Annotated in this window: 15 protein-coding genes; 9 read left to right on the forward strand and 6 right to left on the reverse strand. The window is 41.1% G+C overall.

Annotated elements, in window-relative coordinates; translation table 11 throughout:
* Positions 1 to 72: 72 nt before the first annotated feature.
* The 7 genes from B5Y40_RS03280 (at position 73) to B5Y40_RS03310 (ending at position 7,947) form a co-directional block, all read left to right on the forward strand.
* Positions 73 to 1,341, forward strand: coding sequence for a M16 family metallopeptidase (locus tag B5Y40_RS03280; RefSeq protein ID WP_079685273.1), 1,269 nt, complete (start codon positions 73 to 75; stop codon positions 1,339 to 1,341).
* A 339-nt stretch (positions 1,342 to 1,680) separates the two neighbouring features.
* Complete coding sequence (locus tag B5Y40_RS03285; protein ID WP_079685274.1) at positions 1,681 to 2,322, forward strand: O-methyltransferase; 642 nt, start codon at positions 1,681 to 1,683, stop codon at positions 2,320 to 2,322.
* Positions 2,323 to 2,355: 33 nt separating this feature from the next.
* Entirely contained in the window at positions 2,356 to 4,200 is a 1,845-nt protein-coding gene (locus tag B5Y40_RS30055) for a LysM peptidoglycan-binding domain-containing protein (RefSeq protein WP_079685275.1), read from the forward strand.
* A 133-nt stretch (positions 4,201 to 4,333) separates the two neighbouring features.
* Complete coding sequence (locus B5Y40_RS03295; protein ID WP_245840463.1) at positions 4,334 to 4,747, forward strand: response regulator; 414 nt, start codon at positions 4,334 to 4,336, stop codon at positions 4,745 to 4,747.
* Positions 4,748 to 4,805: 58 nt separating this feature from the next.
* Positions 4,806 to 5,726 (forward strand): DUF3078 domain-containing protein, encoded by a 921-nt coding sequence (locus tag B5Y40_RS03300; RefSeq protein ID WP_079685276.1) that lies wholly within the window; start codon positions 4,806 to 4,808, stop codon positions 5,724 to 5,726.
* Between the two features lie 130 nt (positions 5,727 to 5,856).
* On the forward strand, positions 5,857 to 7,410 hold the full coding sequence (locus tag B5Y40_RS03305) for a helicase HerA-like domain-containing protein (protein WP_079685277.1): 1,554 nt from the start codon (positions 5,857 to 5,859) through the stop codon (positions 7,408 to 7,410).
* A gap of 75 nt (positions 7,411 to 7,485) precedes the next feature.
* Positions 7,486 to 7,947 (forward strand): hypothetical protein, encoded by a 462-nt coding sequence (locus B5Y40_RS03310; RefSeq protein WP_079685278.1) that lies wholly within the window; start codon positions 7,486 to 7,488, stop codon positions 7,945 to 7,947.
* 97 nt (positions 7,948 to 8,044) lie between these two features.
* On the opposite strand, the gene B5Y40_RS03315 is transcribed toward B5Y40_RS03310, so the two are convergent.
* Positions 8,045 to 8,596: a DUF2911 domain-containing protein gene (locus B5Y40_RS03315; protein WP_079685279.1), complete on the reverse strand. Its 552-nt coding sequence runs from the start codon at positions 8,594 to 8,596 to the stop codon at positions 8,045 to 8,047.
* Between the two features lie 328 nt (positions 8,597 to 8,924).
* Here B5Y40_RS03315 and B5Y40_RS03320 point away from each other — a divergent pair, with 328 nt between their 5' ends.
* The gene (locus B5Y40_RS03320; protein WP_079685280.1) at positions 8,925 to 10,214 is read left to right on the forward strand and encodes a sensor histidine kinase; all 1,290 of its coding nucleotides are present in this window, start codon (positions 8,925 to 8,927) and stop codon (positions 10,212 to 10,214) included.
* A 16-nt stretch (positions 10,215 to 10,230) separates the two neighbouring features.
* Here the strand turns inward: B5Y40_RS03320 and B5Y40_RS03325 are convergent, their stop codons facing one another.
* From B5Y40_RS03325 to B5Y40_RS03345, 5 genes are all read right to left on the reverse strand, one after another.
* Entirely contained in the window at positions 10,231 to 11,061 is an 831-nt protein-coding gene (locus B5Y40_RS03325; protein ID WP_079685281.1) for a DNA alkylation repair protein, read from the reverse strand.
* Positions 10,988 to 11,416: an iron chaperone gene (locus B5Y40_RS03330; RefSeq protein WP_079687067.1), complete on the reverse strand. Its 429-nt coding sequence runs from the start codon at positions 11,414 to 11,416 to the stop codon at positions 10,988 to 10,990. The genes B5Y40_RS03325 and B5Y40_RS03330 overlap by 74 nt, the downstream gene beginning before the upstream one ends.
* Positions 11,417 to 11,461: 45 nt before the next feature.
* Complete coding sequence (locus B5Y40_RS03335) at positions 11,462 to 11,932, reverse strand: VOC family protein (RefSeq protein ID WP_079685282.1); 471 nt, start codon at positions 11,930 to 11,932, stop codon at positions 11,462 to 11,464.
* A 135-nt stretch (positions 11,933 to 12,067) separates the two neighbouring features.
* The gene (locus B5Y40_RS03340; protein ID WP_079685283.1) at positions 12,068 to 13,486 is read right to left on the reverse strand and encodes a serine hydrolase domain-containing protein; all 1,419 of its coding nucleotides are present in this window, start codon (positions 13,484 to 13,486) and stop codon (positions 12,068 to 12,070) included.
* Between the two features lie 105 nt (positions 13,487 to 13,591).
* Positions 13,592 to 14,080: a MarR family winged helix-turn-helix transcriptional regulator gene (locus B5Y40_RS03345; protein ID WP_159453589.1), complete on the reverse strand. Its 489-nt coding sequence runs from the start codon at positions 14,078 to 14,080 to the stop codon at positions 13,592 to 13,594.
* 135 nt (positions 14,081 to 14,215) lie between these two features.
* On the opposite strand from B5Y40_RS03345, the gene B5Y40_RS03350 reads away from it, so the two are divergent.
* Positions 14,216 to 15,544, forward strand: a complete 1,329-nt coding sequence (locus B5Y40_RS03350; protein WP_159453590.1) for a TolC family protein — start codon at positions 14,216 to 14,218, stop codon at positions 15,542 to 15,544.
* Positions 15,545 to 15,550 lie beyond the last annotated feature (6 nt).

The following is a 15,550-nucleotide window of genomic DNA, read 5'->3' on the forward strand; positions in this document are numbered from 1 at the left end:
TGTGTTATTATCTCGGACTGGAAGGATCGACAACATTAGCCTGATCCTAAAAGATTTAACTTCGCACAAACTATGAGAGATTGTACAATTTTTACCTTATCAAACGGCCTGCGGGTGGTACATCAGCGGGTAACAACTTCGGCCATTGTGCACTGCGGATTGGTGTTGGATATTGGAAGCAGGGATGAATCAATCACCAACCAGGGCATTGCTCACTTCTGGGAGCATATGGCTTTTAAGGGGACACGCAAAAGAAAAACGCTCGACATAATAAGTAGTCTCGATTCTGTAGGAGGTGAGTTGAACGCCTATACAGATAAAGAAAAAATAGCTTTCTATGCTTCTGTTCGCAAAGAGTATTTTGAACGCGCTATAGATCTGCTAAGCGATATAACATTCCATTCTATATTTCCCGAGAAGGAACTTGAAAAAGAACGCGGTGTGATTCTGGAAGAGATGGCCATGTACCTGGATAGTCCCGATGAATCGCTTCAGGATGAATTTGAATCGGTGGTGTTTAAAAATCATCCGATGGGAATGAATATACTCGGACGTGCAGAGACGATCAATACGTTTCAAAAGAAAGACTTCGTTTCATTCTTTAAAGAACACATTAATACAAAGCGGATTGTCTTTTCATGTGTTGGAGATATAGCGCTGGATGATGTAGAACGTCTTGCGAAAAAGTATTTGGAAAACTTCAAGACACATCAGCTTAACGGTAAACGCAGAAAGTTCTCATCCTATAAACCTGCATACCAGGTATTGGAGCGAACCGTAAAACAAGCGAAATGTGCTATAGGAAGTGAAGCCTATCCGGTTCATAACGGTAACCGTGTACCCCTATATTTGCTGGTAAATATACTGGGCGGTCCGGGCATGAACTCAAGATTGAATCTATCACTTCGTGAGCGGTATGGATTGGTATACTCTGTAGATGCTCACTACATTCCGTACTCAGACACCGGTATGTTTGCTGTTTTCTTTGGAACGGAACCCAAGCAATTGGACAAGTGTATAAATTTGGTGAAGAAGGAGATGAACAGGTTCTGTGACAAACCTTTATCGAAAGCGCAACTTGCAGCCGCGAAGGAGCAGATCAAAGGGCAACTGGCAATGTCAGAAGAAAATAATCTGAGCCTGATGTTAATGATGGCACGAAGCGTGTTACTCTACAATCGAGTGCCGAAACTCGAAGAGATCTTCAATATGATCGATGCCACAGACGCCTTGAAACTTCAAGATGTAGCGCAGGATATATTTGATGAAAAGAAACTAAGTTTCCTCACGATGATTCCTGAGAGTGAGAAAGGGAAGGCAAATGGAAAGAAGAAAGTATAAAAAGTTAGGGAGTCATAAAGTCGGGAAGACGGTAAAGTCAGGAAGACAGTAAAGAATAAATATAGTAAAGTAATAAGACCGAAAGTCGGGAAGACGGTAAAGTCAGAAAGACGTAAAGAATATAGCAAGGTAATAAGACCGAAAGTCAGAAAGACCGTAAAGTCAGAAAGACGTAAAGAGTATAGTGAAGTTAATAAGACCGAAAGTCTGGAGGACGGAGGACAGAGAAGGCTCTTTACCTTCCGGACTTTCAGACTTCCCAACTTCCCAACTTTCTGACTTTCGGTCTTCCGGACTTTTCAGCCTTTCACACTTCCCAACTTTTCCAACGAAAACATTATGGATATACTAAACGAATCCATCCAGCAGTATGCGGAGCTACACACATCCCGCGAAAGCGAGCTTTTAAAAAAGATAGATCGTGATACACATGCGAAGGTAATGATGCCGCGCATGTTGTCAGGACATTTGCAGGGTAAGGTGTTGTCCATGCTGAGCTATATGATCAAGCCGAAGACGATATTGGAGATCGGTACTTATACCGGTTACTCAGCGTTGTGCCTGGCAGAAGGTTTACCGCAAGATGGTAAATTGATCACGCTGGATATAAATGAAGAACTGGAAGAACGCGTCCGCGGATACTTTGATTCGACAGATCTGGGAAAGAAAATAGAGTATAAAATAGGAGATGCTGCTACGATTATACCAACCTTGAATGAGACATTCGACCTGGTATTTATTGATGCAGATAAAGAGCGCTATAGTTTTTACTTCGATTTGGTGATCAGCAAAGTGAGCGCTGGTGGTTTTATTCTTGCAGATAATGTTTTGTGGAGTGGCAAGGTGCTGGATAAGAAACCAGATAAGGACACACGTGCCATTCTGGAGTTCAATAAAAAAATACAAGATGATCCGCGGATAGAAAATGTACTTCTGCCGATAAGAGATGGTATTATGTTGATGAGAAAGGTATCTTTGTAAAACTTTTACAACCCCTCTTAATAAATTTTTAAAATGATGAGATCAATCTTCGCGCTATTTTTTGCGGTACAGTTTACCGTAGCAGCGCAGACACCTCAGGTTCCGCACAAGATGCAATTTGCGGACATGACGCTTACGATCCGCGATGATGCCCGCAGGGAAATCCAGAAAGATGTAGATGCATTAACAGCATCACCACGTCATCACAACATAAAAGTTGAACGTGCAAAAACATACTTCCCGATCATCGAGAAAATTTTTGAAGAAGAAAATGTACCGGATGATTTCAAGTATCTCGTACTTCAGGAGAGCGCGTTGATTGCAGATGCTGTCTCAGTGTCCAAAGCTGTTGGCTTCTGGCAGTTCAAAGATTTTACAGCATTGGAGATGGGACTTCGTGTAGATAGAGAGATTGATGAACGCATGAACATCGTATCTTCATCACGAGCTGCTGCCCGCTATATCAAGAAAAACAATGGCTACTTTAACAATTGGCTATTTGCATTGCAAGCATATCAGATGGGAGCAGGAGCTGTATTGCGCAGTGAGAAAGAGAGCAAGAGTGGTGAGAAGAATACCGAGATCACCAGCAAAACATATTGGTACGTTAAGAAATTTCTTGCACATAAGGTGGCCTTCGAGGAATTAATAAAAGGACAAGGACAAATACAGGTGTTGTCCTATCAGAATCAAAGTAAAAAGACACTGGCAGATCTTGCGAAGGAAGTATCGGTTGATGAAACGGAGTTGATAGCCTATAACAAATGGGCGCGATCTGGTACTATACCGGATGACAGAGTATATGCAGTGATGATTCCTGTAAAAGGAAATGCTTCGGATATAAAATTACCGGAGACAGTAATCGCGAAAGCGGGCGAAGCAAGTGCTAAGAAAGTTGGTGAGTCAACGGTGGCTTCAAATAAAAAAGATGCACGTAAAAAAATCAATGGTATAACGGCTATCGAAGCGAAAGCAGGAGAGAGTGTATCACAGCTTGCTGCTCGTTCAGGAGTTGAACTGTCATCGTTTTTGAAATGGAATGATCTTTCGATTAGCGAGAATTTGCATGAAGGACAATTTTATCTGTTGGGTAAAAAACGTGCACGCGCAGCGACAGCGTATCACACTGTGGCCAATGGTGAAAGCTTGTGGAGTATAAGTCAGCAGTATGGCATACAAATGAAGAAGCTCAAGCACTATAATCGCATCAATTCGGATAATGATATAAAGCCGGGAATGACTATGTGGTTGTCGGCACGTAAACCGAAGAACTCGGATAAGACAGTAGCGCCAACGCAAGTAGTACAGATAGACAACTCTCAAACATTTGCATGGAGTGTTAATCCATCGGAAACAGAAGCAACCGCTGTTGCAACACCGGTTATTGCCAAGCCCATAACTGTTACTCCAGAGCCTGTTAACATCGTAAAAACTCAGGAACCGCTGGATTCATCTAAAACCTTACAAGTAAAAGAAGTGGTAATCCCCGTAATGGACACGGTTGTGCAACAAGTGCCTGAAGTTGCAGTAACAACACGGCCCGAGACTCACAAAGTGTTACCCGGAGAAACGCTTTATGCTATAGCGCGGCAGTATAATTTAGGAGTAATGGATTTAGTGAGCGCCAATAATCTTAATCTGCAGGAAAGTATTAAGCCAGGGCAGGTGTTGAAGCTTTCTGAAAGTCAGCCCGTTGAAAATAATGTTGTAACAGCAGATAAAACTTTAGAAATTGAACATCAGGTTAAGACTACGGATACACTTTATAGCATAGCACGCCAGTATGGTGTAACTATTAAGGAATTGATGGAATGGAATAACAAGAAAGATTTCACTTTATCGGTGGGTGAAAAACTGAAGGTGAAGCAGAGCAAGTAAGCTTTTTTACTTTTTTTCTTTCTATTTATTACTTCTCATTCGGAATTTATCAACCACGTTCCCAAATATTCTAAAAAAGGATATTTTTGTAGTTCGTGAAATCGGATGTGTGGACTGAATTATTGACTATTGAATGCAAACAGACATTAAAGCTATCGACCTAGTAATGCTTGTAGATGATAATGATACTGATAACTTTATCAGTAAGCGTATCATTGAAATTACGAGGTTCGCCAAACGCGTTGAAGTTAAAGGTTCCGGAAAGGCAGCATTGGACTATCTGCGCGAGAATCAAAATGTTCCTGAAAATCTCCCAAGCCTGATCTTCCTCGACATCAATATGCCGATTGTAGATGGCTTCGTATTCTTATATGAATTCGAAAAATTCAATGAACTCGTTCGTAACAAATGCAAAGTTATTATTCTTTCAAGCTCGGATAATAAGCGCGACATTGATAAAATCGTTAACAACAATCACGTTATCAAATTCATCACCAAACCTCTTACAGAAGTAGCGTTGGATGAAATAAAGCTTAACAACATCTAGTTTTCGTTGTTTGGGTTTTTAAGTTCTAAGTATTTAATTTCGAACTTAACCCATGTGTATGAAGGAAAAGATCACCTCCATTGTTGTTGTTGCTTTAATTTTATTGTCAGGATCCCTTGCGCAGGCTCAGATTGTAAAGCCTGATACTCTTTCTAATTGGCAAAAGAAGTTTACGTTTGGTTTGAATTTTAATCAAGCCTCTTTCTCTTCTAACTGGAAGGCCGGTGGTATTAATTCTATTGGTTTTAATTCACAACTCAACTACAAGTTTGCTTACGTAAAAAACAACTCCAGTTGGGACTCTGAAATTGATTTACTATATGGATTTGTTAAGAACGCCGGACAAGGCTTTCGTAAGACGAATGATCGTATTTACCTCGATACGAAGTATGGCTATAAGCTAAATAAAAACTGGGATCTCTTCACATCCCTCAACTTTCTCTCTCAGTTTACCAAAGGGTATAAATATGAAGATGATGCTACCGGTACAGAGCAAGAGTTACTCATCTCCGACATCTTAGCACCAGCATTCATTACTTCTGCGTGGGGTGCTGAATTTCATCCTACGGATTACTTCAAAGTACGTCTGTCTCCATTCGCTCCAAGACTAACTATTGTACAGGATCCAAGGCGCTTTACACAAACTGTTGGCCCTGAACCATACGGTGTTGACTCAACAAAGACTACGCGTTTGGAATGGCTTGCATTTCAGATGCTCGCTGAATTCGATAAAGACATCTTCACCAATGTAAACCTGAAGTGGCGTTACCTGATGTATGCTAATTATGAAACGCTTGAGTTCAAGACTATAGATCATCGTCTTGATCTTATGTTCAGCTCAAAAGTAAATAGGTTCATCACCGTAAGCCTGGGCGGTATTTTACTATATGATTACGATCAGGATAGTGGTGCACAGGTAAGTCAGCTATTTAATTTTGGATTCTCGTATAGTTTCCAGAATTATGAGGATAAAAAATAAATCAGTTGAATGAAAAAAGAGGGGCTCGAAAAAATCGAGCCTCTTTTATTTCCGTTCAGCTATAATTATAAATTGCATAACTATAAAGCCGGCTTAAGCGTATAGGAGAACGTCTTTTAATTACAGAGCTATGTCAGTAGAAAAATTCAGAGAAGCCATTCAGAAATCATATACCACTAATCTTCCATCCATTTACCTGGGAGCAGGTGTATATCAAAATGAAATTATAGCAGAAGCAAAAGTTAGTCTGCCGATGCGTATGATGAATCGTCATGGCTTGGTAACCGGAGCAACAGGTTCCGGTAAAACGCGAACACTTCAGGTATTGGCGGAACAACTCTCTGCGGCAGGTGTACCTGTATTTATGCCTGACATGAAAGGTGATCTCTCAGGTATAGCAAAAGAGGGCGTGGTGAATAGTAAAATAACAGAGCGTGCTCAAGCGTTGGGTGTAAACTATATACCAAATAGTTTACCTGTTGAAATATACTCTCTGAGTGGAAAGCTGGGTGCACAGATGCGCGCTACCGTTACGGAATTTGGCCCTGCATTGCTGACGAAAATTTTAGAGTTGAATGATACACAGGCAGGCGTACTAAATATACTCTTCAAGTATGCCGATGATAAAAATCTTCCGATTGTTGATTTCAATGACCTGAAAAAAGTTTTGAATTACCTGACAGAAGGGGCGGGAGCTGCAGAAATAAAAAGTGACTACGGGAAGATCTCATCGGCAACAGCGAGTACAATTCTGAGAAAGATAGTTTCGCTGGAGCAGCAGGGTGTTGATCAGATATTTGGGGAGACTTCCTTTGATATTGATGACCTCTTTGAGAAAGTAGATGGACGTGGTGTTATCAGTATATTGAATGTGTCAGATATACAATCGCAGCCTGCTATATTCTCTACGTTTATGCTTGCGTTGCTCGCTGAGATTTATCAGCAAATGCCAGAGGCCGGTGATCTTGATAAACCGAAATTGATTTTCTTTTTAGATGAGGCACACTTGTTATTTAAAGATGCTCCCAAAGCTTTCATGGATCAGATTGACCAGGTAATTCGGTTGATCCGTTCGAAAGGTGTTGGCGTTTTCTTCTGTACACAATTAACACAAGATATACCAGCATCCGTATTGGCACAGTTGGGAAATAGAATCCATCATGTTATTCGTGCATTCACTCCCAATGATGTAAAGGCTCTGAAGGAAACTATAAAGACATTTCCCAAGTCTGAGTTTTATGAAATGGAACAGCAGTTTACACAACTCGGAACCGGGCAAGCCTTTATTACAGTATTGAATGAAAAGGGAATTCCTACCGAAACAGTAGTAACACATTTGCTGCCACCGGCTTCTTCCATGGAACCGTTAAGTGAGCAAGAGTATAAAAATGTACTTGATAATTCTGAAGTATATAAAAAGTATAAAGATGCAGTCGATCCGCAAAGTGCGTTTGAGATACTAAGCGAGCGCATAAAGCAAGCCGAAGAAGAGAGTGAAAAGGAGGAGGAGTCAAAACCGAAGCGCAGCACAACATCTCGCAAACAGGAGAAATCTACGTTAGAAGAAGTTATGACGTCACCCATCGCGAAGCAAGTAGGAAAAGAACTTGTACGTGGTGTTTTTGGAATGCTCTTCGGAAGCACTCCTCGAAGAAGTTCGCGAAAGCGGGGCGGTATATTTTAAAGAGTATAGAGCACTACAATCAGTGGATGCATCAAATAATTCATAACTTTAATACTATACTAACAAGCGCGAATCATGTGGAATGACGATGATGAGGAAATGGATGATGCTGACTACGATCCGGAAAAAGAAAGGAGACGTGTGGAAGCGTTACCAATTTTTCAGAAGGCAGAAGAAATTTGTGAATTGACAAGACGTATTATCGACTCTATAGATGATGAGGAAATACGAATGATTCACAGTAATGTTATGCTTGAAGATTCCATTGTCATTCCTGAAAAGATTGCCAGTGCAGAGGCGATGAATGATTTCATCATGAAGATGGAGAACGCCACCGTTGTAAAGATTCACGCACGCAGCCTGCAGACACAAACTGCGTCATTGATTTTTGAAGAAGTACTTCCCGAAGAATACCTTCGCTTACTGCGAAAGGAAATTGAAGCCTTTAGATTGCTGTTCCGTGAGTGGATCAAGACTTTCCATAAATCTCCCAAAGAAGGCGATGGCTGGGGATTGTTTGTTGAAGACGATGAATAACCGGAAGCTATAACTATCGCGATACTGTAGTAATCCGCAATTCTATACTATATGTACTTGTGTGGATTTTATTTCAACAGAGTTTAATGCTATATATTTACCGCACCTGAAATGGGATATCTAATTTTAGTTTTTCCCAACGGATTGAAAGTACACCATTGGAATTTGATTGCGATGTAATGGAATACTGAAGCCGTTCCTGCAGTGCTGCTGTAGTTTGCGGAGTGACATCAATTCGCGCCACATCATCTTTAGCACTGTAATCATCGGCCAGGTGTTGATTCCAGTTTCGGTTTATGATGACCGTCCATTTTTCTTTTCCGGGTATAGTGAACACGGCATATTTACCTGCCGCTATAGTAGTATTACCTACTACTATAGCTTTATTGAATTCCCAGGATGTAGCCGAGTGTGCTCCCGTTACCCATACTTCACCATATGGGACCAGTCCACCCCAGATCAGCCGGCCTCTCACAGCAGGTGCATGATAATGTAACATCAGGTGTGCCGCGCCAACCTGTGCATGTACTTCTCTTGGAATGCTCTTCTTGAGCGTATCCGCGGGCGCAGAAGCTGCGCTATGATCATGTTGTGCCGATGCTGTGAATGCTATAAAAAGCGTAAACACGCTGATGATTATTTTCTTCATACTATACGAGCTTAATCTCAGGAATTGAGGAGGCAAAAGTAGGCAATCACATCTTCAAAGGGTTTATGTTTTGATTAAAAATCTTTCCATCATATAAAATGGGTCTATGGCTTTAAAATAGTATAGCGATGCAAAACCAGGATCGGCTCCAAAGTAGATTTTTCGAAGAAGGCAAACAGGCACGAGTTTTTTGTATATTACAAAAGGTACGCAGCCTTATTAGTTGTGCCAGCGGAAGCCCGGCCTGTCTGAAGATAACACCAGCGACAGTCTGCCATTTTTATGGACATACCGGCAACCAAGTATACAATCAGAACAGGCTGCTAATATGTCTATGTTCAAAAAACTTGAATTCTGGCTTGTCGGTGATCGGGGTGAGAAATCATTGTCCGATTATAGGCGTGCTGTTCTTGCCGGATACAGTGCTCTTGTCTCGCTGGCTACTTCGATATATTATATCGTAATCAATTACGTTCGTAGTTATAACCCTTCCGTATTCCTATACTATATTTTCATTGTAGTGCTGCTGATTGCTTTATGGGTAAATAAAACCGGCAGACACTGGCTGGCAAAGTGTATACTATTACTCATCATGAATTTTATAGTGTTTGCGTTTTCCTCACGCGAGCCACCGGTACCTTCAGCATTCCTGTTTTTTATTATAAGTAGTTTAACTGCACTTGTCTTCTTTGATGCAAAAGAGAAAAAGAGTACGGCTGTATTTTTAGCATTGTCCGGAAGTCTTTACCTGATCGCACGCTTTACTGAATTCAGTATCGTTTCAAATCGCCCTATAGATCCGGCATACCTTCAGCGTGCTTATGATAATAACCTGGTTATAGCGTATTTTTTCTCTGTGCTGGCGGTATATTTCCTGGTAAGGATTAACCATTCGGTGGAGGCATCATTGGAGAACCGTGAAAAACAAATTCTTGAAAAGAACTTGATTCTCACCAAGACCAACGAAGAACTCGATCGGTTTATATATAGTACTTCACACGATCTGCGTGCACCACTTAATTCTATTCAAGGACTTATCAATCTTTGCGAACGTTCATCTAGTCCAAACGAGTTGCATACCTATCACACCATGATGCGCGACCGGGTGGAAAAGCTTGAAAACGTATTAGGCAACATCAGCCAATATTCAAAAAATGCCAAACTGGAAATTGAACGAAAGGAAATTAACCTGCGTGAATATGTAGAGAAGGCGCTCTTCGATGTACGGTATATGGAAGCTGCCGGACGTGTGCGCGTAAAGATCGATATAGAGCCTGAACTGAAAATTGAGACTGATCCTATGCGACTTTCTATTGTTTTAAATAACCTGATCTCGAATGCATTTAAATATAGCGATCAAACCAAAGATGATCCGTATGTTCTCATACAGGCATGGATTGAATCATCACACCTGAAGCTGGTTATTGCAGACAACGGAGAAGGGATCGATGAAACGCAGCAGTCTAAAGTATTTTCAATGTTCTATAGGGGAACGACCCGCTCGACAGGTTCTGGACTCGGTCTTTATCTCGTAAAGGAAACGGTTGAAAAACTTGATGGTACCATTACACTGTCATCGGTTCTTGGACAGGGAACTACGTTTACAGTTATGTTATAGTATATATACTGGCTATCTATCGTGCCAGGTAATGATCGCGTTGTTTTTTGTCAAAGTGTTCGATAGCATACCGCAATGCAGTGCGTGGCATCGTGCCTGCATATTTATCCAAAAAACTTATCAGTTTCACTCGATCCTTTTTGCCCGCCTCGCGCAACCAGCCTCCTGTGGCTTTGTGGATCAGATCGTGTTTATCTTTTAACAGCATCTCTGCAATTTTAAATGTATCCGCCACATCACCTTTCCGAATGAAATAATAAGTGCTGACGATCGCGGTTCTGCGCTCCCAGACATTTTTAGAGCGAGCGAGCTTGTATAAAATAGCACGTGGTTTATTGAATAAGTAACCACCAACAACATAGGGCGCAGACCTGTCCACGAGGTCCCAGTTATTAATTCTGTCGTGTCGGTTAATATATAGGTTAAACAACTCCTTCATCTTGCTCTCGGGTATATTCTTTTTGCGTGCCTGAAAATCCATGATGCTCACTGCACCTGTACGTACTTCATGAATCGGACTTTCAAGTAACTTCTCAACTTCATCAAGCGGCATTTCCATAAATTCTTTGGCGAGCGTAAAGACCTGTCCCATGCGTACACCTATAAATATATCGCCTTCAGCATACTCACCCTGACCGGATTTAAAATAGCGTTGAATCTTTTCAAGCTCCTCTTCCGAACGATGTTGTTTTAACTTTTCAATAAAGTGTTTCGCTTCAAGGCGAACAGGTATATCTGCAGCAGCAGCAAGGCGAGTGGCAGCAGGTTTTTTCTTACTTGCTTTTAATGGAAGATTTAGTTTGCTGTTTCCCTTTCGGGGAAGTTTTGGTTGCGACTCTTTTTTCATTCTCTTTGATCCTTATTTTTACAATTTTTTGGACAAGTGCTGCTGGTATTGGATTCTCCGGGGTAAAGTGAATGGTCGTTCCAGAAGTCTTATAAGATCGTAATTCTTTTTCAAAGATTTTCAAAATATTTTTATTAACCACGATGAAGGAGCAATGCTTTTCGAATGCGGCAAAGTGAACGAGCGCTCCATTATATTTATAGCTTGGAATCTGATAGCTGATAACTTCCTCTGCTTTCGGTGCTGCCGCTTTGATGGCACTGCGCAATTTTTCCAACAAAATCCGGATAGCTTCCGGCTGCGAGTATATATACTCCTCTACGTTTTTTGCAGGCGATGATGTTTCCGTTTTCATATACGTATAAATTTGCATACTCCTGAATTTTTAAATCGCTATGCCTTAACCCTGATAGGCTTCCATCAATGTATTTATATCAAGCTTTACCATTTGATAAATAGCCTTACTTACTCGTTTCGATTTTTCAGATTCGCTGTCTTGTATCAGGTCGTATAGTATGCTGGGAACGATCTGCCACGATAAACCATATTTGTCTTTTAACCAACCACACCGTTGCTCTTCTCCTCCTGCTGAAAGCTTTTCCCAATACTCATCTATTTCCTGCTGTGTTTCGCAAGCAATGATAAACGATATGGCTTCCGAGAAAGTGAATTTCGGCCCGCCATTTAAAACTAAAAACTCCTGACCGTGAATAGTAAATCTCGCCGTGAGGACAGATCCTTTAGGCCCGGGTCCTAAATCTCCATAGCGCGTTATGGAAAGAAATTTTGAATCTTTAAATATTGATAAATAAAAATTCATGGCCTCTTCAGCATTGCTGTCGAACCATAGACATGGCGTTATTTTTTGCATAACATTTTCTTTTGATGAAGACAAATATACTTTGATAACCCCGTGACAAGGAGGTGCGGTTGCGACATCCTGGAGGGTATATTGCGCCTTTATTCGGTTGCGGTATAGCAGATTTCCTGTCCTATGTTTGTAGTCTTACGGCTCTACTGCAGATAGAACTTCCTCTACGATGTCAACCATCTGACTTTCCGGATCGGTACCCCAATGGCTACCGGACATTACAACCACCAGGTCAACTTCTGGAATCACAATGATATACTGTCCGCCATATCCCCAGGCGAAAAAAGATGCTACCGTTTTTTCTTTCCAACGAAAGTTTCGTGTCCACCAGAAATATCCATAGCCCAATGTTGATGTCGGGTGAATTTTAGGAGTCGTAGATTCCTTCACCCACTGTGCGGGGATGAGCTGTTGCTGATTCCACCGACCTTCATGTATATATAGCAAGCCAAACTTCAGCATATCACGTGGGCGCAAGCCGATGTCACCGATAGCACCCATAGGTGTTGGTTCCCCTATATAACTGTTTTCTATACCCAGCGGTTTTAATAAACGATCTGTGAGTTCTTGCTTGTTTTCCAATTTTGTGGCATTGCGAAGTACAGCATTCATGAGTGTATGATTGAGCGAGTTGTAAGCGAATACCGGTGACGCAGATTTTACGCGCGGTAATGATAACAAGTATATAAACTGATCTTTCTCATTGGCAGCAATCGCTGCACTATTGCGTGCATCGATGTAGTCATACGTTTGTTCGTCCCAGGGTATACCCGTACTCATCGTAAGCAATTGTTGTAGCGTAATCTCTTTATTCTGATCATTGCATGCTAATTCTTTATACGCTGGTAAGGAGGCACACAGCGTTTCTTGTACACTTTTTATTTCATTTCGGGCAATAGCAATCCCGGTAAGTGCTGACACAATACTTTTTGTAGCAGACTGAATGTTGTATATATAGTTATGATCGAATCGATAAAAGTATTCTTCCAGTACCAGACTGTCGTGACGGGCAATGAGTATGCTGTGGATGTCTGTATAGCGGCCCCGGGTAATACGTTGCATCAGTTTATCAAGCGGAGCTTTTGTGATCTGCTGGCTTGCTAACGAGTTCGTTAAAATGCCATCCGCTACCTGCACAGGTGGTTTATAATTATATATACTTGTTCGCGGATGCAGTCCGGATAAGGTGTCAGCTTTTATAGGGAAAAAGTCGAGTATATATGCTGTAGTATCTTCCGCAGTCCATTGCCCGGTAATGCGGTGGCTTGTACGATCATAATGTCCTTTATATTCCGAGTAGTATTCACCTAACCTAAAATACAGAGAATCATTTTTAAAATATATAGTATCGAGAGAAAAACGCCCAGCCTTGAGAGTGGCATTCATCAACACGAATTCTGTGTTGGTTGAGTTGATATATAGGCGATACGTGATATCCGGGAAGCGTAGCAACCCAAGGTAATCGCCAGCAGGTAATGTAGGGTTGCGGGATGCGCAACCGATTAGAAAGAGTGCGAAGAAAACAAAAAGACGATTGGAATGCAGGAGTTTCATGAGCGGATCTTTGCTGATTATAACGCATTGGGAAACACAACGAATATACTAACCATTATACTAAGGAGTGCAAAGAAAACCAGCAAGTACTGCCTTCAAGTGCTTTTACTCTTCCAGCGTATCGTCCTGAGTCATTAAACCTTCGTGATATTTAATGATCTTGTTTAATACATCAATTGTAGTTTCAAGATTCTTCTCACCAACAAGATCCTTATAGGTTTCCATTAAACTAAATACCTGGTTGTTAGCATCCGCGATTAGTTGTTTGCCACTCGGCGTCAGGTATAAATATTCGATTCTCTTATCATCTTTACTGGTCTTGCTCATGATCATCCCTTTTTCCTCCAGCTCCTTGATCGTGCGACTCACGGATTGTTTCACAACCATAGATTCGCGGGCAATGTCCATAGCGGTACTGCCTTTCGCGGAAATATTACAGATCACGGGCCAATAGGACACCTTCATTTGACCCCATTGCGGCTTAACATGTTTAGGTGACCACAGATCCAGATGTCTTCTTAATACATATATCAACCGTTGCCAATTTCGGTCTTTGTTGTTTTCAAATTCCTTTAGCTGATCATCAATTTTCATATCGCAATTTAGAAAAAATATTTTAGTAAACATTGTTGACTAAAATGGTAAACAATGTTTACTTTTGAGCGCTCCAATATAAAAGCCGGTTTTTTTATACAGGAACACCTACTCCCTTATTTAACAATCATAAAAATGTTTGAAAGATCAGTATTGATACTATTTCTCTTCCTGCTGCTGCCCGTGCTGGGCTTTGCGCAGGAAACAAAACGAATGACGCTGCAGGAGGCGCTTTTGCTTGCACGAAAGCATAGCAATCAACTCCATGCAGACAGTATACAATATAAGCTTGCAGAAAATCACATCTCTCAAAACCGTACAGATGTATTGCCGCAGATTGTATTGAATGCCAGCTATAGACGTTTAAGTGATAACATAACTCCATTTTCTATAAACCTGTCTCCGGATGTTTCCTTTACACTTAATCCCCAAATATTAAATCAGTCCTATAACTCCGTTGTGTTAACACAATTATTGTTTAACGGAGGAAAAACAACCTATACCAGGCATGCTTTAAAATATGAAGCAGAAGCTGCCAAATCAGATTATGAAGCGAATGTATTGGCATTGGATCAGCTCGTCACCGACATCTGGTTTAATCTATATAATGCAACGGCATCTGCCAAGATTATAATGGCAAATATAGAGGTGCTTACAAAGAAGCGTGCAGACCAGGATATATTCCGCCAGGAAGGCATTGCGTTGGCAAATGATGTTTTAAAAATCGATTTGTCAATTACCAATCTGCGCTCAAGCCTGGCAGATATAGCAAGCCTTGTGGGAAACCTGAACTATAATTTATGCTTAAAGACAGGCATTGATCCTGCTACCTCCATTGAAATTCCGGACGACTATCTTCAATCGCTCGTTGCTATAGGTCCGTTGCAAACCTATATAGAAGCAGCTTTATCAAAAAGACAAGAAGTGCGCAGTCTGAAGTTTCATAGTGACGCTGCCACCTATAGAATCAAGGCGATGCGTGCCGATTATTTTCCAACCATAAATTTAACCGGATCGTATAGTTATGATAATCCCAATCAACGTGTTATTCCAAGCGAAGATAAGTTTATATACTCTGCGTATGTAGGTGCAAGTTTAACCTGGAAAATCTCTTCCTTTTATACGAATCCCGTTCGGGTGAAAGAAACCCGCATGAGTGCTTTACAAGTCGATCATAGATTTGATCAACAGCTTGAGAATATCAAGATCGAAGTAAATGCAAATTACCTGGAGTATAAAAAGACACTTGATAAGATGTCTCTTGTGCAAACGGAGATACAACAGGCAACCGAAAATTTTAACGTTGAACAAAATAAACTTGATGCACAAACTACCACGCCAGCCGATTTCCTGGATGCAAATTTCAAACTTCTTGAAGCGCAATTGAGCCTCACTACAGCAAAAGCAAATGCAGAGCTTGCCTATAGGAAGCTAATCAAATCAACCGGTGAAACCGCACAATAATTAAAT

This window comes from Ohtaekwangia koreensis, assembly GCF_900167975.1.
GTDB lineage: Bacteria > Bacteroidota > Bacteroidia > Cytophagales > Cyclobacteriaceae > Ohtaekwangia > Ohtaekwangia koreensis.